We start from the raw sequence: 23,241 nt of genomic DNA on the forward strand, positions 1-23,241 counted from the left end.
CGTCAGGCCGCCTCGAAGCCGGCGCTGATCGTCTCGACGAGCTCGCGGCGCTCGTCGAGCGGCAGGAAGGCGGCGTGGGCCGCGTTCAGCTGGAAGGCCTCGAAGTCGTCGAGGTCGTACCCGAACGCGTCGGACAGGAGGGCGAGCTCGCGGCTGAGGGTCGTCGCGCTCATCAGGCGGTTGTCGGTGTTCACCGTGACGCGGAAGCCCAGCTGGTAGAGCAGGTCGAAGGGGTGGTCGGCGAGCTCGGCACCCCACGCCGCGACGGCGCCGGTCTGCAGGTTGGAGGAGGGGCTGAGCTCGAGGGCGATCTCGCGGTCCTTCACCCACTCCGAGAGCTCGCCGAGGGTCACGTAGCTCGCGTCGTCGTCCTGGCGCTCGATGCGGATGTCCTCCGCGATCCGGACGCCGTGGCCCAGTCGCAGCGCGCGGCCGTCGAGCAGGGCCGAGCGGATGCTGTCGAGGCCGTCCGCCTCCCCCGCGTGGACCGTGGTCGGGAAGTGAGCCGCCGCGAGCAGCTCGAAGGCGGGACGGTGCCGCGAGGCGGGGAAGCCCGCCTCGGCTCCGGCGATGTCGAAGCCGATCGCACCGCGCTCGCGGTGGCGCAGCGCCAGCTCGGCGACCTCGAGCGAGCGGTCGGCGTGCCGCATCGCGGTGATCAGCTGGCCGACGCGGATGCGGTGTCCCTGCGCCGCCGCCTCCTGCACGCCCTGCTGCAGTCCCTCCTGGACCGCCTCGACAGCCGCGTCGAGCGAGAGCCCGGCGCGCTGGTGCTGCTCCGGCGCCCAGCGCACCTCGCCGTGCACGACTCCGTCGGCGGCGAGGTCGAGCACGAACTCGCGGGCCACGCGCTCGAGCGCCGGCGCGGTCTGCATCACGGCGACCGTCGTCTCGAAGGTGGCGATGTAGTCGGTGAGGGAGCCGGAGTCGGCCGTGGCGCGGAACCACTCGGCGAGGGCATGCGGCTCCTCGGCCGGGAGCGGCACGCCCGTCTCGCGGGCGATCTCGAGGACCGTCCCGGGCCGCAGCCCTCCGTCGAGGTGGTCGTGCAGCGACACCTTGGGGAGCTCGTCGATGAGGACGCCCTCGCCCGGGAGGAGGTACTCCTCGGTCTGATCGGTCACGGTGCTCCTCGCGGGTCGGCGGTGGTTCGCCGACCACCCTAGAGGGTCGGCGGGAGCGGCTCGCCGGGCGGCGCCTCCTCCGTGCTGGGCGGCGCGGGGCTAGGAGACGCGCTCCGCCACGAGGGGGCCGACGTCGAGCACCTCGTCGCCGTCGTCGCCGATCCGGAAGGCACCGTCGAGCGCCTCGAGCGCCCGGGCGAAGCGCTCCGGCTCGTCTGCCGAGAGGGTGATCAGGGGCTGGCCCGCGCGGACTCGGTCGCCCGGCTTCGCGTGCAGGTCGATCCCCGCCGCGTGCTGCACCGCGTCGGACTGGCGCGCGCGTCCGGCGCCCAGGCGCCAGGCGGCGATGCCGAACGGCAGCGCCTGCTGCTCCACCAGGACGCCGTCGCGCTCGGCGACCACGACGTGGGTCTCGCGGGCCTCGGGGAGCGCCGCATCCGGATCCCCTCCCTGAGCGCGGATGACCGCGCGCCAGGTGTCCATCGCCGCGCCGCCGTCGAGGGCGCGCTCGACGTCCGCGTCCGGCTGCCCGGCGAGAGCCAGCATCTCGCGGGCCAGGGCCAGCGTCAGCTCCCGGACGTCCGAGGGGCCGCCGCCGGCGAGCACCTCGACCGACTCCCGCACCTCGTTCGCGTTGCCGATGGCCAGACCGAGCGGCACGTTCATGTTGGTCAGCAGCGCGGTGGTCCGCACCCCCGCGTCGTTGCCGAGGTCGACCATCGCCCGCGCCAGCTCCCGCGAGCGCTCGATGTCGACCATGAACGCGCCGGAGCCGAACTTCACGTCGAGCACCAGGGCGTCGGTCCCCTCGGCGATCTTCTTCGACATGATCGAGGACGCGATCAGCGGGATCGCCTCGACGGTCCCGGTGATGTCCCGGAGCGCGTAGAGCTTCTTGTCGGCGGGGGCCAGACCCGAGCCCGCGGCGCAGATCACGCCGCCGACCGTCCGCAGCTGCTCCAGCATCTCCTCGTTGCCGAGGTCGGCCCGCCAGCCCGGGATCGACTCCAGCTTGTCGAGCGTTCCGCCCGTGTGGCCGAGCCCGCGTCCCGAGAGCTGGGGCACCGCCACGCCGAAGGAGGCGACCAGCGGCATCAGCGGCAGCGTGATCTTGTCGCCGACCCCGCCCGTGGAGTGCTTGTCGACCGTGCGCTTGCCGAGTCCGTCGAAGCGCATGCGCTCGCCGCTGGCGATCATGGCCAGGGTGAGGTCGCGGATCTCGTCGCGCTCCATCCCGTTCAGCAGGACCGCCATCGCGAAGGCCGCCATCTGCTCGTCGGCGACGTAGCCGCGGGTGTAGGCGTCGATCAGCCAGTCGATCTGCGCGGTCGAGAGCGTGCCGCGGTCGCGCTTGGCGCGGATGATGTCGACGGCGTCGAAGTCCTCGACGGGGGTGGTGCGGGTCATGCGGAGTCCTCGGTTCGGGAGTGGGAGCGGTGACGGCGGCGCTAGGAGGCGGCGTAGGCCTCGAGGGTGCGCGGGCCGAAGGCGTCGGGGATGACCTCGTCGATCGTCTTCACGCCCGACACGGTCTGGAGGAGCATGCCCTCGGCCGAGTGCTCGAAGAGCAGCTGGCGGCAGCGCCCGCAGGGCATCAGGACGCCGCCCTTCCCGTCGACGCAGGTGAAGGCGACGAGCCGGCCGCCGCCCGTCATGTGCAGAGAGGACACCAGCGCGCACTCGGCGCAGAGCGTGAGCCCGTAGGAGGCGTTCTCGACGTTGCAGCCCGAGATCGTCCGGCCGTCGTCCACGAGCGCGGCGACCCCGACGGGGAACTTCGAGTACGGGACGTAGGCGTGGCTCATGGCCTCCAGGGCGGCCTCGCGCAGCGCCTCCCAGTCGATGTCGGTCACGACGGCTCCTCTCAGGACTTCAGGTACGGCTTGCCGGCTGCGGCCGGTCCGCGGGACTGGCCGACGAGACCGGCCACCGCGAAGATCGTCACGACGTACGGCAGCATCAGCATGAACTCGCTGGGCACGGGCGAGCCGATGACGCCGAGCACGTTCTGCAGGTTGGTCGCGAAGCCGAACAGGAGCGACGCGAGCGTCGCCTTGATCGGGTCCCAGCGGCCGAAGATGACGGCGGCCAGGGCGATGAAGCCCGCGCCCGCGGTCATCTCCTTGCCGAACGCGCCGACCGCGTCGAGCGTGTAGTACGCGCCGCCGACTCCGGCGATCGCACCGGCGAGGGAGACGTTCCAGAAGCGCGTGCGGGCGACATCGATGCCCACGGTGTCCGCGGCCTGCGGGTGCTCGCCCACGGCGCGCAGGCGGAGGCCCCACTTGGTCTTGAACAGGCCCCACCACACCGCGAAGATCGCGAAGTACATCAGGTAGACGATCACCGTCTGGTTGAACAGGACGGCGCCCACGATCGGCACCTGGCTGAGCACCGGGATCGGGAGGCGGTCGAACTTCACCGGCGAGTTGAACGTCGACGCGTCGGCGGAGAGGACCTGGGAGTAGAGGAAGCTCGTCAGGCCGGTCACCAGCACGTTCAGCACGACTCCGACGATCACCTGGTCGACCAGGTACTTGATCGCGAAGGCGGCCAGCACGAACGACACCAGGACGCTCGCCACCATCGCCGCGAGCAGGCCGAGCACCGGCTGGCGGGTGAGGGAGCCGACCATCGCCGCGGTGAAGGCGCCGGCGAGCAGCTGACCCTCGATCGCGACGTTGACGACTCCGACCCGCTCGGAGATGACGCCGCCGAGCGAGCCGAAGATCAGCGGAGTGGCGAGCCCGACGGTCCCGAGCAGCAGCCCCGAGACGGGCAGCGCGGCACCGGCCGACGCCCAGACGAGGAACCCGATCAGGAAGACCAGGGCGAAGACCGCCGAGAGCCAGAGCGGGATCCGGCGGCCGGCGCGGGTGAGCGCGGCCGACGCGACGGCCAGGGCGACCAGGAGGATCGCGACGACCACGCCCGTCCCCCGCGTCGGGAACGGGATGTCCGGCAGCGCGAAGAAGTCGGTCCCCGCGGCGAGGCGGAACGAGCTCGTCCCGTCGCGGCCGAGGGCCACGAAGAGGACGACGGCGAGCAGCGCGAAGACGCCGAACGCGATCGGCGCCTTCCAGCTGCGGATCACGACGCGGTCGGGGGCGGTGGCGACGGCGGTGCTCATGCGGACACCTCCGAGGTGCGGCGGGTGCGGCGCTTCGGGGCGGCCCCGGGCGTCGGGAGGCGGAAGATCGCGCGCACCAGCGGCGGTGCGGCGATGAAGAGGACGATCAGCGACTGCACGACGAGGACCACGTCGATCGGCACGCCCTCGGCGGCCTGCATCGAGTAGCCGCCCGCCTTGAAGGCGCCGAAGAGGATGCCGGCGAAGAACACGCCCCAGGGTCGGGAGCGGCCCAGCAGCGCGACCGTGATCGCGTCGAAGCCGATGCCCGCGTCGATCCCCGAGGTGAAGCCGGTCGTGACCGTCCCCATCACCTGGGCGCTGCCGGCGAGGCCGAGCAGGCCGCCGGAGAGCAGCATCGCGTACACGTAGCTGTTCTTCACGTCGATGCCCGCGACCCGCGCCGCGTGCGGGTTCTCCCCCACCGCGCGGAACTTGAAGCCGATCGTCGAGCGGTTCAGGAGCCACCAGACGAACACGGTCGCGAGGACCGCGAAGACGAAGCCGAGCGTGAGCGAGTAGCCGGGGCCGAGGAGCGCCGGGAAGACGGCGGTCTCCTTCATCCCGGGCGACTTCGGGTTGTTCGAGCCGGGCGCCTGCAGCGCGCCGGGCGTCCGCAGGAGGTAGGAGATCAGGTAGAACGCGACGTAGTTGAGCATGATCGTGAGGATCACCTCGTGCGCGCCGGTGCGGGCCTTGAGCAGTCCCACGAGTCCGCCCCAGAGCGCGCCGCCCAGGATTCCGGCGGCGAGCGCGACGATCAGGTGCACGCCCCACGGGAGGTCGAAGGAGAAGCCGACCCAGCCCGCGCAGGCGGCGGCGATCAGCATCTGGCCGCGGCCGCCGATGTTGAACAGGCCGACGCGGAAGGCCAGCGCCACTCCGAGCCCGCCGGCGATCAGCGGAGTCGCGAAGGCCAGGGTGTCCGTCAGCGGCTTGATGCCGTTGGCGAAGCCCTCGCGGCGGAAGTTGTAGACCGAGCCCTGGAAGAGCGAGGAGTAGGCACCGGAGACGGACTGCCAGATCGCCTGCAGGGTGTCGAGCGGCCGGGCGAAGAAGTAGCCCGACGCCGCCTGGACGTCCTTGTCGGTCGCGGCGATCAGCACGCCGCCCGCGATGAGGGAGAGGAGCACGGCGAGCACCGACATCAGCGCGGTGCCGGAGAGGATCTCGCGCAGGACGCGGGAGGCGCCGCTCTCGAGCGGGCCGGAGCGCACCTCCTGATCCGGCTTCTGGCCGGGCTCGAGCCCGGACGCCTTCTCGGTCTCCGCGTCGGGATCGACCGCGGGCAGTTGCGCGTCGCTCACGCCGCCGCTCCCTTCTCGGCGGGCGCCTGCCCGGCCATCATGAGCCCCAGGACCTCGCGGGGCGTGTCGGCGGGGACGATGCCGATGATCCCGCCCTTGTACATGACCGCGATGCGGTCGGCGAGCGCCGCGACCTCGTCGAGCTCCGTCGACACCACGATCACGGGGACCCCGGTGTCGCGCGTCTCGACGATGCGCTTGTGGACGAACTCGATGGAGCCGACGTCGATGCCGCGGGTGGGCTGCGCCGCGATGAACAGCCGCAGCTCCCGGCTGAGCTCGCGCGCGAGCACCACCTTCTGCTGGTTGCCTCCGGAGAGGCGGCCGACGTGGGTGCCGATCCCCTGGGCGCGCACGTCGAACTCGCGCACCCGCTCCTCGGCGAAGCGCTCGAGCTCCTTCAGCCGCAGGCCCAGTCCCTTCACGAACGGACCGCGGTCGCTGCGGTCGAGCATGAGGTTCTCGGCGATCGTGAACTCGGCGACCAGACCGTCCTCGGTGCGGTCCTCGGGGACGAAGCCGACCCCCGACTCGAGGACGCGGCGCACGGATAGCCCGTCGAGGCGGCGCCCGTCCAGGGTCACCGAGCCCTCGACCCGCTCCTGCAGGCCCATGATCGCCTCGGTGAGCTCGGTCTGGCCGTTGCCCTGCACGCCCGCGATCGCGAGGATCTCGCCGCGGCGGACCTCGAAGGAGACGTCGTCGACGACGGCCTGGCCGTTGGCGTCGCGCACGGTGAGGTTCGAGACGACGAGGGCCTCGTCGCCCGGCACCGCCTGCTCCTTCTGCACCGTCAGCTCGACGGCGCGGCCCACCATCAGCGAGGCGAGCTCGGCGTTGCTCGCCGTCGGCGACGCCTCCCCCACGACTCTGCCGAGGCGGATGACCGTGATGCGGTCCCCGACCTCGCGCACCTCGCGGAGCTTGTGCGTGATGAAGACGATGGCGGTCCCGGCCGCACGCAGCTGGCGCATGATCGCGATCAGCTCGTCGGTCTCCTGCGGGGTCAGCACCGCGGTCGGCTCGTCGAACACGAGCACCCGGGCGTCGCGGGAGAGCGCCTTGATGATCTCGACCCGCTGCTGCACGCCGACGGGGAGGTCCTCGACCAGGGCGTCGGGATCCACGTCGAAGCCGAAGCGGTCCGAGATCTCGCGCACCCGGGCGCGCGCGGCAGCGAGGTCCAGGCGCCCGCCGGCCTTCGTCTCCTCGTGGCCCAGCATGACGTTCTCGGCGACGGTGAACACGGGGACGAGCATGAAGTGCTGGTGGACCATCCCGATGCCCGCCTTCATGGCGTCACCCGGACCGGAGAAGTGCTGGACCGCGTCGTCCAGCAGGATCTCCCCCTCCTCGGCCTGGTACAGGCCGTAGAGCACGTTCATGAGCGTCGACTTGCCCGCGCCGTTCTCGCCGAGGAGGCAGTGGATCTCACCGGGTTCGACGGTGAGATCGATGTGGTCGTTGGCCACGAGCGCGCCGAAGCGCTTCGTGATGCCACGCAGTTCGAGCTTCATGGGACCAATCTAACTTTCGGTTCGCGCCACGATGCGCCGTCGGCCGGGATCGATGGCCGCAGCGGAGCCGATCCGCCCGCCGGACCGACGAAGAGGCCGGCGGGCCCGAGGTGTGCTCGGGCCCGCCGGCCTCTTCGAGGAAGCGGCTAGGACGCCGCGGGAGCGGACGGAGAGGTGACGGTGATGGAGCCGTCGATGATGCCCGCCTTGATGGTGTCGAGCTCGCCCTGCAGGTCGCCCGAGACCTTCGACTCGAAGTCGTGGAACGGCGCGATGCCGACTCCGTCGTTCTCGAGGGTGCCCACGAAGGGAGTGGGGTCGAAGTCGTCGGCTCCGGCGGAGCTGGTGACGTCGGTCGTGCCGGCCTCGATGCCCTTGAGGATCGAGGTCAGGTACAGGTCGGCGCCGTCGGGGTAGGTCTCGTACAGGTCCGCGTCCACGCCGACCATCGCGATGTCCTTGCCGGAGTCGCGGATCGCCTCGATCGCCGACTGGAAGATCGGACCGCCGACGGGGAGGATGACGTCCGCGTTCTGGTCGATCAGCGACTGCGCGGCCGACTTGGCCTCGACGCCCGCCGCGAAGCCGCCGGTGAAGGAGCCGGTCTGCGCGTCGACGTCCCAGCCGACGACCTTGACGTCCTTCCCCTTCTGCTCGTTGTAGTACTTCACGCCGTCGGCGTAGCCGTCCATGAAGATCGTGACGGTCGGGAACTGCTGGCCGCCGTAGGTGCCGACGACGCCGGTCTTGGAGTACGACGCGGCCGTGTAGCCGGCGAGGAACGCCGCCTGCGAGGTGTCGAAGGTGATCGGCTTGACGTTCGGCAGGTCGATCGACGCGTCGTCGATGATCGCGAAGTCGATGTCCGTGTTCGCCTCGGCCGCGGCCGACGTGGCCTCGGCCAGCGCGAAGCCGACGGTGATGATCAGGTTGCAGCCCTGGTCGACGAGGCTGGTCAGGTTCGGGGCGTAGTCCGTCTCGGACTCCGAGGTGACGGTCTTCGGCGTGACGCCGAGGTCCTCCGAGGCCTTCACGAGGCCGTTGTAGCCGAGCTCGTTGAACGACTTGTCGTCGAACCCGCCCGCGTCGGAGACCATGCAGGGCAGGAAGTCGCCACCGGCGGCGGCGCTGGAGCCGCTCTCCTCGGGGGCGGAGGCGCAACCGGCGAGAAGCGCGGTGACGCCGAGGGCGGCGAGACCGCCGAACGCGGCCTTACGCGAGGTGATAGTCAAGATGTCGTCCTCCAGGAATGCGGCCCCGCGCGACGAGCGCAGCAGGGCGTCGATCCCCACACGTTACCCAATGTGACAAGCCGCTCAGCCGCCCGGACGGTGGTGGTCAGGAAGAGTTACACAGTGTTGATCTTCGCGACATGCGGAGCGTGTCGCGGGGCGGGCGGCTGTGCTCGATTCCGAGCCGAGGGGCGGCTCGGCGCGGTCGGCTGTGCTCGATTCCGAGCCGCGGAGCGGCTCGGCGCGGTCGGCTTCGCGACGGGTGCGTTCCGCAGAGCGAGTCGAGTCGGGCTGGCCTGAATCGCTTGGCACGCGATTCCGGCTCGCGGCCCTCTCCCCTGCTGCCGGACGTCGAAGGCGTTCGGAGGAGCTCCGCGCTGCGCGCGGTCGGGCACGGACGCGATGCTCCTCCATGGTGGTCGAGTTGCCGCGGAAGCGGCGGATCGAGACCCGGCCACCAGCCCCCAGGGCGACGGCCGAGGTCCTCACCGGTGGTGGTCGAGTGGCCGCGCGAACGGCGTATCGGGACCGCCGCACGCGCATGAGGCGAGGGGCGGAACGGCGAAGCGCGGCGCCTCCGAGGGGAGGGCCGCGCTTCGACGGGTGGGACGGAGGGCTAGAGGACGTCGGTGCGGCCGGAGAGGCGCAGGGCGTCGACGACGCCCTTGACCTTCTGGGCGTTCTCGGTCGTGGTCACCAGGAGCGCATCGGGGGTGTCCACGACGACGATGTCCTTCACTCCGATGAGGGCGATGGTGCGGTTGCCGCCGCTGACGACGATGCCCGTCGCGGAGTCGGCGAGCACACGCGCGTCCTCGCCGAGGATGGCGAGGTCCGAGCGGAGTCCGCTCGAGTGCAGCTTCGCGATGGACGCGAAGTCGCCCACGTCGTCCCAGGAGAAGTGGCCCGGCACGACGGCCAGCTTGCCCGCGGCCGCGGCCGGCTCGGCGACGGAGTAGTCGATCGCGATCTTCTCCAGGCCCGGCCAGATGCGGTCGACGACCGCGCCGCGCTCCGGGGTGTCCCACGCGGCGGCGAGCTCGAGCAGTCCGGCGAGCAGCTTCGGCTTCGCGCGGCCGAGCTCCTCGAGGAGGCGGTCGGCGCGGGCGATGAACATGCCCGCGTTCCAGAGGTACTGACCGCTGGAGAGGTAGGCGCGCGCGGTGTCGGCGTCGGGCTTCTCGACGAAGGAGTCGACGGCGAGCGTGTGCGTCGCTCCGTCGATCCCGAGGTGCTTCCCGGTGCGGATGTAGCCGAAGCCCACGGCAGGCTCGGTCGGCGTGATGCCGATGGTCGCGATGTAGCCCGCGTCCGCCGCGACGACGGCCTCGGCGACCGCGTCGTGGAACAGCTGCTGACCGCTGATGACGTGGTCGGCGGCGAACGAGCCGATGATCACCCCCGGCTGGCGGCGCTCGAGGATGGCGGCGGCCAGGCCGATCGCGGCGGAGGAGTCGCGCGGCTCGCTCTCGAGGACGACGTTGAGGTCCTCGAGGCTCTCGAGCTGCTCCTCGACGGCGGCGCGGTGCGCGCGGCCGGTCACGACCATGATCCGGTCGGCGCCCGAGATGGGCGCGAGGCGGTCCCAGGTGTCGCGGAGGAGGGTCTGTCCCGATCCCGTCAGATCGTGCAGGAACTTCGGGGCGTCGGCCCGGGAGAGCGGCCACAGCCTCGAGCCGATCCCGCCTGCGGGGATCACGCTGTAGAAGCGGTCGAGCGGGGCACGGCCATCGGTCTCAGGTGATGTCATGTCCGCAGGATACAAGGGAGCCCGAGCGCGACCGTCCGTTCACCCGGGCGCGCGCCGCCGTTCATCCCGCCGCCGTAGCGTCCGGGGCGTGAGAGTCGCGGTCGTCACCGAGAGCTTCCTGCCGTCCTTGAACGGCGTGACCACGAGCGTCCTGCGGGTGCTCGACGAGTTCGCGGAGCGCGGGATCGAGGCGCTCGTCGTCTGCCCGGCCGCGGGGGCGCCGGGCCACTACGCGGGCCACCGCGTCGTGGAGCACCCGGCGATCGCGTACCGCGACTTCCCGGTCGGGATCCCCACGCTGGCCCTCACCCGGGAGCTGGCCGACTTCGAGCCCGACGTGGTGCACGTCGCCTCGCCCTTCCTCCTCGGCGCCCGCGCCATCGCCTCGGCCGGCCGGCTCGGGGTGCCGAGTGTCGCGATCTACCAGACGGACGTCGCGCGATTCGCGGCCCGCTACGGCATCCGCGGCGCCCGCGCCCTCGCCTGGCGGGTGATCCGCCAGATCCACGCCGGTGCGGACCTGACCCTCGCCCCCTCCACGAGCGCCCTCGACGACCTCGCCGCCGCCGGCATCGAGTGCACCGCGCTGTGGGGCCGCGGCGTGCAGAGCGAGCGCTTCCACCCGCGCCGCCGCTCCTCCCCCTACGCGCAGGCCGTCCGTGCCGGACTCGGCGCCGACGACGCGCTCGTCGGCTACATCGGGCGCCTCTCCCCCGAGAAGAGGGTGGAGCGGATGGCGGCGCTCGCCTCCCTCCCGCACGCGGAGCTGGTCGTGGGCGGCTACGGCCCCTCCTCCGCCCGGGTCGCCGCCGCCCTCGGCCCGGCGGCGCGGATGCTCGGCCGGCTCGACGGCGACCGGCTGCCGGCGGTCTTCGCCGCGCTCGATGTGTTCGTGCACACCGGCACGGAGGAGACGTTCGGCCAGACGGTCCAGGAGGCGCAGGCGTCCGGCACCGCGGTGGTCGCGCCGCACGCGGGCGGCCCCACCGATCTCATCGAGCACGGCGTGGACGGCCTGCTCTACGCGCCTGAGAGCGACTCCGACCTCCGCCGGCAGGTGGAGCGCCTGGTCCGAGATCCCGCACTGCGCGCCCGGCTCGGCGAGGCGGGCCGCCGCCGCGTGCTCCACCGCACCTGGAGCGCGCTCACCGACGAGCTCCTCGCGCACTACGCGACCGCGGGGGCGCCCGCCCTCGCCCTGCCCCGCAGCTAAGGCTCGCCTAAGCCGCGCCCGCCTGCGAGCGCGCTTAGAATCGAAGGGCGAGTTTCTCGTCGCTCCCCGCCCCGTCCCCGTCCACGCGACGTGGGAACAGGTCAGGCCGTCGGAGCACAACCAGGGAGGGTTGTTCGTGTCAGTTCAAGCTGCTCAAACCCTCGCACCCCGGAAGCAGGGGAAGATCCGGCGTCCGGCCGGCACCCTGTACCGCGGTCGCGAAGGCATGTGGTCGTGGGTGCTCCACCGGATCACCGGTGTCGCCATCTTCTTCTTCCTCCTCGTCCACGTCCTCGACTCCGCTCTCATCGCCGTGAGCCCCGAGGCGTACAACGCGGTCATCGGGACGTACAAGAACCCGATCATGGGACTCGGCGAGACCGGGCTCGTGGGCGCCATCGCGTTCCACGCGCTGAACGGCCTGCGGATCATCCTGGTCGACTTCTGGAGCTGGGCGACCCGCAACCAGCGCGTCCTCTTCTGGGTCGTCATGGGCCTCTGGGTCGTGCTGATGCTCGGCTTCGCGCCGCGCCACCTGATCAACGTCTTCAGCGAGGGGGGTGCGCATTGAGCACCGTCGCCGCACCGCGGACCCCGCACACCCCGACCCGCTCCTCCGGCACCAACTGGGAGAAGTGGGGCTGGATCTACATGCGCGCCTCCGGCGTCGTGCTGATCGTCCTGATCTTCGGACACCTCATCTACAACCTGCTGCTGGGCGACGGCATCAAGGCCATCGACTTCGGCTTCGTCGGCGGCAAGCTGGCGAACCCGTTCTGGCAGTGGTGGGACGTCCTCATGCTGTGGCTCGCGCTGATCCACGGCGGCAACGGCATGCGCACGCTGGTCAACGACTACGCGACCTCGCCCCTGCTGGCCAAGGCCTTCAAGGGCGGCATCCTCGTCGCCGTCGTCGCGCTGATCGCGCTCGGCACCTGGGTCGTCTTCGCGTTCGACCCGTGCCCCGCCGGCACCGCCGCGGACCTGCTGCCCTCCTTCTGCGCAGCGTGACCACGGTGCCGCGGATCGGAGAGGGGCCCGCGCCCCTCCCGGTCCGCGGCACCGCGTCCCGGCACCTCCCCCTCCCATCCCCGTACGACGGAGCACCCACCCCGTGAGCACACCAGGCCACTCCCACACCGGCGCCGACCAGAGCGCCTTCGCGCAGACCGTCGGACCCGACGGCGTCCACTACCACCAGTTCGACGTCGTCATCGTCGGCGCCGGCGGTGCCGGGATGCGCGCGGCCATCGAGGCCGGCCCCAAGGCGAAGACGGCCGTGATCTCGAAGCTGTACCCGACCCGCTCCCACACCGGAGCGGCGCAGGGCGGCATGGCCGCCGCCCTCGCGAACGTCGAGGAGGACAGCTGGGAGTGGCACACCTTCGACACCGTCAAAGGCGGCGACTACCTCGTCGACCAGGACGCGGCCGAGATCCTCGCGAAGGAGGCCATCGACGCGGTCATCGACCTGGAGAACATGGGCCTGCCCTTCAACCGCACCGAGGAGGGCAAGATCGACCAGCGCCGCTTCGGCGGCCACACCCGCGACCACGGCAAGGCGCCCGTCCGCCGCGCCTGCTACGCGGCCGACCGCACCGGCCACATGATCCTGCAGACGCTGTTCCAGAACTGCGTCCGGCTCGGCATCAACTTCTACAACGAGTTCTACGTCCTCGACCTGGTGATGACCGAGGTCGACGGAGTGGCCAAGCCCTCCGGCGTCGTCGCCTACGAGCTGGCCACGGGCGAGCTGCACGTCTTCCAGGCGAAGGCGATCATCTTCGCGACCGGCGGCTTCGGCAAGATCTACAAGACCACCTCCAACGCGCACACCCTCACCGGCGACGGCGTCGGCATCATCTGGCGCAAGGGCCTCCCCCTGGAGGACATGGAGTTCTTCCAGTTCCACCCGACCGGCCTCGCCGGCCTCGGCATCCTCCTCACCGAGGGAGCGCGAGGAGAGGGTGCGATCCTCCGCAACGCCTCGGGCGAGCGCTTCATGGAGCGCTACGCCCCCACCATCAAGGACCTCGCGCCGCGCGACATCGTCGCCCGCTGCATGGTCCAGGAGGTGGCGGAGGGCCGCGGCGCCGGACCGCACAAGGACTACGTGCTGCTGGACTGCACCCACCTGGGCGCCGAGGTCCTCGAGACCAAGCTCCCCGACATCACCGAGTTCGCCCGCACCTACCTGGGCGTCGACCCCGTCGTCGAGCCGGTCCCCGTCATGCCGACCGCGCACTACGCGATGGGCGGCATCCCGACCAACGTCAAGGCCGAGGTGCTCTCGGACAACACGACCGTCGTCCCCGGCCTCTACGCCGCCGGCGAGTGCGCGTGCGTCTCGGTGCACGGCTCCAACCGCCTCGGCACCAACTCCCTCCTCGACATCAACGTCTTCGGCAAGCGCAGCGGCAACAACGCCGCCGACTACGCCAAGACGGTCGACTTCACCCCCCTGCCCGCCGACCCGGCCGGCGCGATCCGCGACATGCTCGCCTCGCTCCGCTCCGCGACCGGCACCGAGCGGATCGCCTCGATCCGCAAGGAGCTGCAGGACGAGATGGACAAGAACGCCCAGGTGTTCCGCACCGACGAGTCCCTCGAGGCCGTCACCGGGACCATCCAGCGCCTGCGCGACCGGTTCCGCAACATCTCGGTGCAGGACAAGGGCAAGCGCTTCAACACCGACCTCCTCGAGGCCGTCGAGCTGGGCTTCCTGCTCGACCTCGCCGAGGTCGTCGTCTACTCGGCGCGCAACCGCAAGGAGAGCCGCGGCGGCCACATGCGCGACGACTTCCCGAAGCGCGACGACGAGAACTACATGCAGCACACGATGGCGTACCTCTCCGGTGACGCCCACTCCTCCGACGCCGGTGACCACATCCGGCTCGACTGGAAGCCCGTCGTGATCACCCGGTACCAGCCGATGGAGAGGAAGTACTAGCCATGTCGACCGCTACCCTCGAGCAGCCGCCCGCCGCCCCCGCGGCCCCGGAGGCGTTCACCGTCACGTTCATCATCCGCCGCTTCGACCCCGAGGTGGACGCCGAGCCGCGCTGGCAGGACTTCGACGTCGAGATGTACTCGACCGACCGCGTCCTCGACGCCCTGCACCGCATCAAGTGGGACCAGGACGGATCGCTGACCTTCCGCCGCTCGTGCGCGCACGGCATCTGCGGATCCGACGCGATGCGGATCAACGGCCGCAACCGCCTGGCCTGCAAGACGCTGATCAAGGATCTCGACATCTCGCAGCCGATCTACATCGAGGCGATCAAGGGACTGCCCCTCGAGAAGGACCTCGTCGTCGACATGGAGCCGTTCTTCGCCTCCTACCGCGAGGTGCAGCCGTTCCTGGTCGCCAACACCCCGGCGCCCAAGGGCAAGGAGCGCGTGCAGTCGGTCGCCGACCGCGCCCGCTTCGACGACACCACGAAGTGCATCCTCTGCGCCGCGTGCACGTCGTCCTGCCCCGTGTTCTGGACCGACGGGCAGTACTTCGGCCCCGCGGCGATCGTGAACGCCCACCGCTTCATCTTCGACTCGCGCGACGACGCCGGTGGAGCGCGCCTGGACATCCTCAACGACAAGGAGGGCGTGTGGCGCTGCCGCACGACCTTCAACTGCACGGAGGCGTGCCCGCGCGGCATCCAGATCACGCAGGCGATCGCCGAGGTGAAGCAGGCCGTCATCCGCGGCCGCGCCTGATCCTCCTCGCTAACGCGTCCGGCCCGCCGGGATCCTCGGATCCGGCGGGCCGGACGCGTTCCAGCGTGACGGCGGGCGCGTGCACGGGAGCGCCGCGAGGCCTCAGTACGCTGGAGGAATGACCGAGGCGGCCGACACTCCCCGCGGGATCCCGGGCCTGTTCGAGCGGGTCATGCGGACGCGGCCGGTGCGGGTGATGCTCCACTACTCCGAGACCGGCGGGCCCCTCTTCGCCTCCGGACTCGCCTTCCAGGCCCTGTTCGCGGTCTTCGCGGCGCTCTTCGTCTTCTTCGCCGTCTTCGGCTTCTGGGTGCGCGACGACTCGGTGCTGCGCGACTCCCTCCTCGACCTGGTGACCCGCTCCGTCCCCGGCCTGATCGGCGGGAAGAACGCCCTCGTGTCGGTCGACGACCTGCTCGACTCGTCGATCCTCGGCTGGACGGGTGCGATCGCGGCCGCCGGCCTGCTCTGGACGGCGCTGAACTTCCTGGGGAGCCTGCGCCAGGCGGTCCGGCTGCTCTTCTCGCTCCCCGGACCCACGACCCTCTTCGTCCTGCTCAAGCTCAAGGACGCGGGGCTCGCCCTGGTCTTCGGGGCGGTGCTGCTGGTCTCGGCGGGTCTCTCCGTGTTCTCGACCTCGCTGGTGGACGTGGCGTTCGGCTTCCTCGGGATCGGCAGCGAGTCGATGCCGGCCCGTCTCGCCGGCAGCGCGGTCGGCCTGCTGATCATGCTCGCCCTGGACACGGGCACGCTCGCCGGCTCCTTCCGCATCCTCTCGGGCATCTCGATCCCCTGGAAGAACCTCTGGGCGGGCTCGCTGCTCGGCGGGATCGCTCTCGGCGCGCTCAAGGTCCTCGGGACGCAGCTGCTGGGCGGCGCCTCCCGCAATCCGCTGCTCGCCTCGTTCGCGGTCCTCATCGGTCTGCTGATCTGGTTCAACCTCGTCTGCCAGGTGATCCTGATCGCCGCGTCGTGGATCTCCGTCGGGATGAGCGACGCCGGGATCTCGGCGCGCAAGCTCACGCCGGAGGAGCGCGAGAAGGAGCGGGAGGAGCAGCTGCGCACCGCCCGCCGCACCCTCGCCGAGGCCGAGCGCGAGCGGCTTCGCGCCGCGCTGCCGGAGGCGTCCCTCCTCAAACGACGGCGCCTGGAGCGCCAGCTCGCGCAGCTCGAGGAGGAGCTCGAGCAGCTCGCCGCCTGACCTGGCGGCCCTCCTTCCGTCCAGCCCTGCGTCGCCGGGTCCGATTCCGCCTGCCGAGTCCGTCCGTTTCTGTTGACTTCCCTCCCGAACGGGTCTAAAAAGAGGTAAACGCAGATCCGAGGTCGGCAACGACACCGTGGATCCGGCGCACCACCCACGGCGAGACGACGGAGTCCACATGTACGCACCGGAGCGGCACCAGGCGATCCTGGACCGCGCCCGCACCGACGGGCGCGTCGAGGTCCGCGACCTCGCCCTCTCCCTCGCCGTGACGCCGGAGACGATCCGCCGCGACCTCACCAGCCTCGAGAAGCGGGGCCTGCTGCGCCGTGCGCACGGCGGCGCCATCCCGGTCGAACGCCTGGGCATCGAGCCCGAGGTCGCCGCCCGCGAGGGACACCTCGCCGGCGAGAAGGACCGCATCGCCACCGCGGCCCTCGCCGAGGTGCCCGACGGCGGCTCGATCGCCATCGACGCCGGCACCACCACGGTGCGGCTGGCGGAGCTGCTCCCCCTGGACCGCCGGCTGACGGTCGTCACCCACTCCCTCCCCGTCGCGATGGCGCTCGTCGGCCGGCCCAACATCGACCTCCACCTCATCGGCGGGCACCTGCGCGGAGTCACGCAGGCTGCCGTCGGACCGTGGGCCGCCCAGGCCCTCTCCACGGTCTCGGTGGACGTCGCCTTCATCGGCACGAACGGCCTCAGCCTCGAGCGCGGGCTCACCACCCCCGATCTCGACGAGGCCGTCGTCAAGTCCGCGATCATCGCCTCCGCGCGCCGGGTCGTGGTCCTCGCCGACCACTCGAAGTTCGGCCGGCAGGACTTCGGGCACGTCGCTCCGCTGTCCGCGGTCGACACCGTCATCACCGACGCCGATGTCGACGACGAGCTCGCCGACGACATCGAGTCGGCCGGCCCGGAGGTCGTCCGCGCATGATCGTCACCGTCACCGCCAACCCGAGTATCGACGTCACCCTCTCCACGAGCGGCTTCGCCGTCGGCGAGGTCAACCGCGCGCACGACGTGCGGCGCGACCCGGCCGGCAAGGGCGTCAACGTCGCCCGTGCCCTCGCCCGCAACGGCGTCGAGGCGACCGCGGTCTACCCGGCCGACGCCTCCACCGGCCTCGACCTGTCCACGATGCTCCGGGCCGCCGGAGTCCGCTCGGCCAGTGCGGCGATCGCCCACCCGATCCGCACCAACATCACCGTGGTCGACGACCGGACGGGCCGCACCACCAAGATCAACGAGCCCGGCCCCGCTGTCACGGAGGAGGAGGCCCACGCCCTCTCCGAGCTGATCGGCGAGCACGTCTCGGCCTCGCCCCGCTGGCTCGTCGCCTGCGGCAGCGTCCCCCCGGGACTGGGAGCGGACTTCTACCCCGCTCTCGGCCGCCTCGCCCTGCACTTCGGCGTCCCCCTCGCCGTCGACACCTCGGGAGCCCCCCTGACCGCGATCATCGCGGCCGGCACCGCCACCCTGGTGAAGCCCAACCTCGAGGAGCTCGAGGAGCTCCTCGGCCGCTCCCTGACGACGGTCGGAGACGTCGTCGCCGGAGCCCGTGAACTCCTGCAGCTGCCCGACGCGCGAGCGCTCGTCAGTCTCGGAGAGCACGGCGCCCTCCTCGTCACGGCGCACGCGTCGTGGTGGGCGGGCGCCCCCGCCGTCGTGCCCCTCAGCACCGTCGGCGCCGGCGACAGCACGCTCGCCGGCTACCTCTCGGCCGTCGACGCCACGGAGGCGGAGCGCCTCGCGACAGCAGTCGCGTGGGGTACCGCCGCCGTCCAGCTCCCGGGCAGCGAAGCCCCGGGTCCCGACTCCCTCCGCCTCGACGACGTCTCCGTCGTCGAGAACCCCGACCCCACCCTCCCGATTGGAGAACTGAGCGCATGACTGCTCTCACCGAGGCGTCGACGGTCATCGTCGACCTCACCGCCGCCACGAAGGACGAGGCCACCGCGCAGCTCGCGAAGACGCTCGCCGACGCCGGCCGCGTCACCGACCTCGACGGCTTCCTCGCCGACGTCCGCGACCGCGAGTCGCAGATGGCGACCGGCATGCCCGGCGGCATCGGGATCCCCCACGCCCGCTCCTCCCACGTCGTCTCGCCCAGCGTGGCGGTCGGCATCGCGAAGCAGGGCGTCGACTTCGGGGCCCCCGACGGCCCGGCCGACCTGATCTTCCTGATCGCGGCTCCGGACGGCGCCGACCAGGCGCACCTCAAGATCCTCGCCCAGCTCGCCCGCAAGCTGATCCACGAGTCCTTCACCGGTTCCCTCCGCGCCGCCGCCAGCGGCCAGGAGGTCGCGGACATCATCGCCCGAGAGGTCGTCGTCTCATGAGGATCGTCGCCGTCACCAGCTGCATCGCCGGCATCGCGCACACCTACATGGCGGCCGAGGCCCTCGAGCAGGCCGCGAAGAAGAAGGGGTACGAGATCCAGGTCGAGACCCAGGGCGCCGCGGGCTCCGATCCCATGTCGGACCGGACCATCGCCGACGCCGACGTCGTGATCCTCGCCGCCGACCTCGAGGTCCGCGGCAAGGAGCGCTTCGCCGGGAAGCCCACCCTCGAGGTGGGCACGTCGGAGGCGCTCGCGAAGGCGGCGGACGTCATCGACCGCGCCGTCGCGAAGGTGCAGGACGCGCCCGCCGCGAGCCCCGCCTCCGGCCCGCGCTTCGTCGCCGTGACCAGCTGCATCGCGGGCATCGCCCACACCTACATGGCCGCGGAGGCGCTCGAGCAGGCCGCGAAGAAGCGCGGCTACCCGATCCACGTCGAGACCCAGGGCGCGGCCGGCTCGGACGAGATGACCGCGGCCGACATCGCCGCCGCGGACGTCGTCATCCTGGCCGCCGACCTCGAGGTCCGCGGCAAGGACCGCTTCGCCGGCAAGCCGATCCTCCAGGTGGGCGTCGCCGAGGCCCTGTCCAAGCCGGACGAGGTCCTCGACCGCGCTCTGGCCCTCCGCGGCTCCGGCTCCGCCGCGTCCGCCCCCGCCCGCTCGACTCCGGCCGCGGCCCCCGCCGCGCCGAAGAAGGTCGGCGTCGGCACGCGCATCCGCCAGAACCTGATGACCGGCGTCTCCTACATGATCCCGTTCGTCGCGGCGGGCGGTCTGCTGATCGCGCTGTCGTTCCTGTTCGGCGGCTACCGGATCGTCGACTTCACGGCCCAGCAGATCATCGACGACGGCTTCAACGTCGCGAACATCACCGACTGGGCCGGAGTGATGTTCCTCATCGGAAGCGCGACCTTCGCGTTCCTGGTGCCGGTGCTCTCGGGCTTCATCGCCTTCGGCATCGCCGATCGTCCCGGCATCGCGCCGGGCTTCCTCGGCGGCGCGGTCGCGGTCACCGTCGGCGCGGGCTTCCTGGGCGGCCTCGCCTCCGGCTTCATCGCCGGCTACGCGGCCCTCTACATCTCGCGGATCAAGCTCCCCGCGGCGTTCAAGTCGCTGATGCCCGTCGTGATCATCCCCCTGATCGCCACCTTCATCACCGGCTTCCTGATGTTCGTGGTGCTCGGAGCGCCGCTCCGCGCACTGAGCGAGGGCCTGTCGTCCTGGCTCTCGGGCCTCTCGGGCGGCAACCTGATCATCCTGGGGATCATCCTCGGCCTCATGATGGCGTTCGACATGGGCGGTCCGGTCAACAAGGTGGCCTACGCCTTCGCGACCACCGGCCTCGCCTCCGTCCCCGCCGACGGCGACCCGAACTCCGTGCAGTTCAAGGTGATGGCGATCGTCATGGCCGCCGGCATGACCCCGCCGCTGGGTCTGGCCCTCGCCACGACGCTCCGCAAGCGCCTGTTCACCGACGCCGAGCGCCAGAACGGCAAGGCCGCCTACCTGCTGGGCGCGTCCTTCATCTCGGAGGGGGCCATCCCGTTCGCCGCGGTCGACCCGCTGCGCGTGATCCCGTCCGCCATGGTCGGCTCGGCCGTCACGGGTGCGCTCGTCGCGCTCTTCGGCTCCACCCTCCGCGCCCCGCACGGCGGCGTCTGGGTCACCGGGCTCGTCGGGCAGCCGATCCTCTACCTGGTCGCCATCCTGGTGGGCATGGTCGTCACGGCCGTCTGCGTGATCATCGCGAAGAGCATCAAGCGCGCCCCGGTGGTCGCCGAGGTGCCCGAGCCCGCCACCGCGCAGGCCGTCCCCGCCTGATCCCCTCCGACCGACCGTCCTGAGCGGTCCCGCCGGCGGTCGCCTCCGCGCTCCTCCCCCTCTCCGAGGGAGTGGCGCGAGGCGGCCGCCGGCTTCCGCGTTCCGGGGTGCGAGCGCGGCCGGGCGGCCCGCTCCGCGGCTCCGAATAGACTGCTCCGGTGACTCGCAGCACCCTCCGCATCGCCTCCGTCAACGTGAACGGCGTCCGCGCCGCCTACCGCAAGGGGATGGGCGACTGGCTCGCCGCGCGCGACGTCGACGTCCTGGCCCTGCAGGAGGTCCGCGCCTCCACGGACGACCTCACGGGGCTCCTCGGGGACGAGTGGGATGTGCTGCACGACGAGGCGACCGCCAAAGGGCGCGCCGGAGTCGCTCTCGCCTCGCGCAGGCGCGCCACGATCCACCGCGTGACCTTCGGCGCCGACGACTTCGACTCGGCCGGACGCTGGCTCGAGGCCGACTACGAGGTCGGCGGCCGCTCGCTCACCGTCGTCTCCACCTACGTCCACTCCGGCGAGGTCGGCACCCCCAAGCAGGTCGAGAAGTACCGCTTCCTCGACGCGATGGAGGCGCGCCTGCCCGAGATCCAGGCGCACAGCGAGCTCGCCGTGGTGATGGGCGACCTCAACGTCGGCCACCGCACGCTCGACATCAAGAACTGGAAGGGCAACGTCAAGAAGGCCGGCTTCCTCCCGGAGGAGCGCGCCTACGTCGACCGCTTCGTCGGCGCCGAGGGCGACCCGGACTACAACGCCGGTGCCGGACTGGGCTGGGTCGACCTCGGCCGCCGGTTCGCGGGCGAGGTGCCCGGACCGTACACGTGGTGGTCGCAGCGCGGCCAGGCCTTCGACACCGACACCGGCTGGCGCCTCGACTACCAGCTCGCCACGCCCGCGCTCGCCGACCTCGCCCGCAGCTACGAGGTCGACCGCGCCGCCTCCTACGACACCCGCTGGTCCGACCACTCCCCCGTGGTCGTCGACTACGAGCTCTGACCCTCTCCCCCGCGAACCGACCCCTCGAGGCCACCCATGACTCCCAGCACCCCGGGCGCCAAGCCCGTCATCTTCTCCGGCATGCAGCCCTCCTCCGGGTCGCTGCACCTCGGCAACTACATCGGCGCGCTGACCCAGTGGGTCGCGATGCAGGAGGACTTCGACGCCTACTTCTGCGTCGTCGACCTGCACGCGATCACGGTCCCGCAGGACCCGCAGCAGCTCCGCGAGCGCACCCGCGCGACCGCCGCGCAGTACATCGCCGCGGGCATCGACCCCGCGCGCTCGACCCTCTTCATCCAGTCCCACGTGCCCGCTCACGCCGAGCTCGCCTGGGTCCTCAACACCCTGACCGGCTTCGGCGAGGCCAGCCGGATGACGCAGTTCAAGGACAAGTCGGCGAAGCAGGGCGCTGAGGCCGCCTCGGTGGGCCTGTTCACCTACCCGATCCTGATGGCGGCCGACATCCTGCTGTACCAGACGGACGCGGTGCCGGTCGGCGAGGACCAGCGCCAGCACCTGGAGCTCACCCGCGATCTCGCCGCGCGCTTCAACTCGCGCTTCGGCGAGACCTTCGCCGTGCCGGAGCCCCACATCGTGCGCGAGACCGCGAAGATCTTCGACCTGCAGAACCCGGGCGCCAAGATGTCGAAGTCGGCGGAGTCGGACGCGGGCCTGCTCAGCGTGCTCGACGAGCCGAAGGCGACCGCGAAGAAGATCATGCGCGCCGTGACGGACACCGAGTCGGAGGTGCGCTTCGACCGGGCGGCGAAGCCCGGAGTCTCGAACCTGCTGACGATCTACTCGGTCCTCGCCGACCGCTCCGTCGAGTCGCTGGAGCAGGAGTACGCGGGCCGCGGCTACGGGGACCTCAAGAAGGGCCTCGTCGAGGTGGTCGCCGCCACCTTCGACCCGATCCGCGCGCGGACCGCGGAGCTGCTCGCCGACCCGGCCGAGCTCGACCGGGTCCTCTCCCTCGCCGCCGACCGCGCGTCCGAGACCGCGGAGCGCACGCTCGCCGCCGTCTACGACTCCGTCGGCCTCCTCCGCCGCGTCCGCTGAGGCGGCCGTGCTGCGGCTCGCGCTCTTCGACCTCGACGACACCCTCTTCGCCCATGCCCGCGCCGTGCGGGAGGGGATCGTCGCGTACGCCGCCTCGCTCGGCGCCGCCTACGCCGGCGAGCCGGCCGAGGTGCAGCGCCGCTGGCACCTGCTCGAGGAGGAGCACTACCACCGCTACCTCGCGGGCGAGATCGACTACGAGGGCCAGCGCCGGGCGCGCGCCACGGACTTCGCCGCGGAGGCCGGAGTCGCGCTGTCTCCCGAGGAGGCGAGCAGCTGGTTCCGCGGGTACCTCGAGCACTACGTCGCCGCCTGGACCCTCCACGACGACGCGCTGCCCGTCCTCGACCGGCTCGACGCCGCCGGGGTCCGCCTCGGCGTCATCACCAACGGCGTGCTCGACTTCCAGCGGGGGAAGATCGAGGGTACGGGCCTCTCCGGTCGCTTCGAGCACGTGATCGCCTCCGGCGACGTCGGCGTCACCAAGCCGGACGCGCGGATCTTCGCGATCGCGTGCGAGCGGTTCGGGGTCTCTCCGGAGGAGGCCCTCTACGTCGGCGACCGGCTCGGCACCGACGCCGTCGGAGCGGCCGCTGCGGGCCTGCGCGGCGTCTGGCTCGACCGCGTCGGCGGTCCTGAGCACGGCCGTGTGCTGCCGCCCGAGGCGGTCGAGCTGGGCGTGCGCCGGATCGGCTCCCTGGACGCGCTGGACGCGCAGCTCGGGCTGTCGGCGGACTGAGTCCTCACCCGGTTCGGGTCTCGACAAGCCGCCTGCAGCGACTGCTCGACCAGCATGCAGGTCCGAATTGCCGGGTGTCGATCAGCCGC

Annotated in this window: 21 protein-coding genes; 13 read left to right on the forward strand and 8 right to left on the reverse strand. The window is 71.6% G+C overall.

Features of this window, described 5'->3' with window-relative positions:
- Nucleotides 1-2: 2 nt before the first annotated feature.
- The 8 genes from C5C55_RS02855 to C5C55_RS02890 all read right to left on the reverse strand — a co-directional run bounded on the left by C5C55_RS02855 (nucleotide 3) and on the right by C5C55_RS02890 (nucleotide 10,060).
- Nucleotides 3-1,124 carry an adenosine deaminase gene (locus C5C55_RS02855; protein ID WP_104232835.1) on the reverse strand — a complete coding sequence of 374 codons (1,122 nt, stop codon included), beginning with the start codon at nucleotides 1,122-1,124 and terminating at the stop codon, nucleotides 3-5.
- Nucleotides 1,125-1,223: 99 nt separating this feature from the next.
- Nucleotides 1,224-2,531 (reverse strand): thymidine phosphorylase, encoded by a 1,308-nt coding sequence (locus tag C5C55_RS02860; protein WP_104232836.1) that lies wholly within the window; start codon nucleotides 2,529-2,531, stop codon nucleotides 1,224-1,226.
- Between the two features lie 41 nt (nucleotides 2,532-2,572).
- Nucleotides 2,573-2,977 carry a cytidine deaminase gene (locus C5C55_RS02865; RefSeq protein ID WP_104223180.1) on the reverse strand — a complete coding sequence of 135 codons (405 nt, stop codon included), beginning with the start codon at nucleotides 2,975-2,977 and terminating at the stop codon, nucleotides 2,573-2,575.
- Nucleotides 2,978-2,988: 11 nt separating this feature from the next.
- Nucleotides 2,989-4,254, reverse strand: coding sequence for an ABC transporter permease (locus C5C55_RS02870; protein ID WP_104232837.1), 1,266 nt, complete (start codon nucleotides 4,252-4,254; stop codon nucleotides 2,989-2,991).
- On the reverse strand, nucleotides 4,251-5,561 hold the full coding sequence (locus C5C55_RS02875; RefSeq protein WP_219812170.1) for an ABC transporter permease: 1,311 nt from the start codon (nucleotides 5,559-5,561) through the stop codon (nucleotides 4,251-4,253). Before C5C55_RS02875 ends, C5C55_RS02870 begins: the two co-directional genes overlap by 4 nt.
- Nucleotides 5,558-7,078, reverse strand: a complete 1,521-nt coding sequence (locus C5C55_RS02880; protein ID WP_104226419.1) for an ABC transporter ATP-binding protein — start codon at nucleotides 7,076-7,078, stop codon at nucleotides 5,558-5,560. Before C5C55_RS02880 ends, C5C55_RS02875 begins: the two co-directional genes overlap by 4 nt.
- Before the next feature lie 146 nt (nucleotides 7,079-7,224).
- Nucleotides 7,225-8,310 carry a BMP family protein gene (locus C5C55_RS02885; RefSeq protein WP_104232890.1) on the reverse strand — a complete coding sequence of 362 codons (1,086 nt, stop codon included), beginning with the start codon at nucleotides 8,308-8,310 and terminating at the stop codon, nucleotides 7,225-7,227.
- A 616-nt stretch (nucleotides 8,311-8,926) separates the two neighbouring features.
- Complete coding sequence (locus C5C55_RS02890; RefSeq protein ID WP_104223184.1) at nucleotides 8,927-10,060, reverse strand: mannose-1-phosphate guanylyltransferase; 1,134 nt, start codon at nucleotides 10,058-10,060, stop codon at nucleotides 8,927-8,929.
- 88 nt (nucleotides 10,061-10,148) lie between these two features.
- Between C5C55_RS02890 and C5C55_RS02895 the strand changes: the two genes are divergently transcribed.
- The 13 genes from C5C55_RS02895 to C5C55_RS02955 all read left to right on the forward strand — a co-directional run bounded on the left by C5C55_RS02895 (nucleotide 10,149) and on the right by C5C55_RS02955 (nucleotide 23,152).
- Nucleotides 10,149-11,273: a glycosyltransferase family 1 protein gene (locus C5C55_RS02895; RefSeq protein ID WP_181067743.1), complete on the forward strand. Its 1,125-nt coding sequence runs from the start codon at nucleotides 10,149-10,151 to the stop codon at nucleotides 11,271-11,273.
- Between the two features lie 136 nt (nucleotides 11,274-11,409).
- Complete coding sequence (gene sdhC / locus C5C55_RS02900) at nucleotides 11,410-11,844, forward strand: succinate dehydrogenase, cytochrome b556 subunit (RefSeq protein ID WP_374952907.1); 435 nt, start codon at nucleotides 11,410-11,412, stop codon at nucleotides 11,842-11,844.
- The gene (locus tag C5C55_RS02905) at nucleotides 11,841-12,284 is read left to right on the forward strand and encodes a succinate dehydrogenase hydrophobic membrane anchor subunit (protein WP_104223187.1); all 444 of its coding nucleotides are present in this window, start codon (nucleotides 11,841-11,843) and stop codon (nucleotides 12,282-12,284) included. The genes sdhC and C5C55_RS02905 overlap by 4 nt, the downstream gene beginning before the upstream one ends.
- 202 nt (nucleotides 12,285-12,486) lie before the next feature.
- A complete protein-coding gene (gene sdhA / locus C5C55_RS02910) occupies nucleotides 12,487-14,223 on the forward strand; it encodes a succinate dehydrogenase flavoprotein subunit (RefSeq protein WP_104232891.1) in 1,737 nt (578 codons plus the stop codon).
- A 2-nt stretch (nucleotides 14,224-14,225) separates the two neighbouring features.
- Complete coding sequence (locus C5C55_RS02915) at nucleotides 14,226-14,987, forward strand: succinate dehydrogenase iron-sulfur subunit (RefSeq protein ID WP_068254543.1); 762 nt, start codon at nucleotides 14,226-14,228, stop codon at nucleotides 14,985-14,987.
- Between the two features lie 118 nt (nucleotides 14,988-15,105).
- Nucleotides 15,106-16,188: a YhjD/YihY/BrkB family envelope integrity protein gene (locus C5C55_RS02920; RefSeq protein WP_104223189.1), complete on the forward strand. Its 1,083-nt coding sequence runs from the start codon at nucleotides 15,106-15,108 to the stop codon at nucleotides 16,186-16,188.
- 178 nt (nucleotides 16,189-16,366) lie between these two features.
- A complete protein-coding gene (locus tag C5C55_RS02925; protein WP_104226423.1) occupies nucleotides 16,367-17,128 on the forward strand; it encodes a DeoR/GlpR family DNA-binding transcription regulator in 762 nt (253 codons plus the stop codon).
- Entirely contained in the window at nucleotides 17,125-18,084 is a 960-nt protein-coding gene (locus C5C55_RS02930) for a 1-phosphofructokinase family hexose kinase (RefSeq protein ID WP_104223191.1), read from the forward strand. Before C5C55_RS02925 ends, C5C55_RS02930 begins: the two co-directional genes overlap by 4 nt.
- Complete coding sequence (locus C5C55_RS02935; protein WP_097166616.1) at nucleotides 18,081-18,533, forward strand: PTS sugar transporter subunit IIA; 453 nt, start codon at nucleotides 18,081-18,083, stop codon at nucleotides 18,531-18,533. Before C5C55_RS02930 ends, C5C55_RS02935 begins: the two co-directional genes overlap by 4 nt.
- Nucleotides 18,530-20,356 (forward strand): PTS fructose-like transporter subunit IIB, encoded by a 1,827-nt coding sequence (locus C5C55_RS02940; protein ID WP_104232839.1) that lies wholly within the window; start codon nucleotides 18,530-18,532, stop codon nucleotides 20,354-20,356. The genes C5C55_RS02935 and C5C55_RS02940 overlap by 4 nt, the downstream gene beginning before the upstream one ends.
- 158 nt (nucleotides 20,357-20,514) lie before the next feature.
- Complete coding sequence (locus C5C55_RS02945) at nucleotides 20,515-21,351, forward strand: exodeoxyribonuclease III (protein WP_104223192.1); 837 nt, start codon at nucleotides 20,515-20,517, stop codon at nucleotides 21,349-21,351.
- Nucleotides 21,352-21,387: 36 nt separating this feature from the next.
- Nucleotides 21,388-22,413, forward strand: a complete 1,026-nt coding sequence (gene trpS, locus C5C55_RS02950) for a tryptophan--tRNA ligase (RefSeq protein ID WP_104232840.1) — start codon at nucleotides 21,388-21,390, stop codon at nucleotides 22,411-22,413.
- Nucleotides 22,414-22,420: 7 nt separating this feature from the next.
- Nucleotides 22,421-23,152, forward strand: a complete 732-nt coding sequence (locus tag C5C55_RS02955; protein WP_104232841.1) for an HAD family hydrolase — start codon at nucleotides 22,421-22,423, stop codon at nucleotides 23,150-23,152.
- The last annotated feature ends 89 nt before the right edge of the window (nucleotides 23,153-23,241 follow it).

The sequence above is a fragment of the Rathayibacter sp. AY1C2 genome (assembly GCF_002931195.1).
Classification (GTDB): domain Bacteria; phylum Actinomycetota; class Actinomycetes; order Actinomycetales; family Microbacteriaceae; genus Rathayibacter.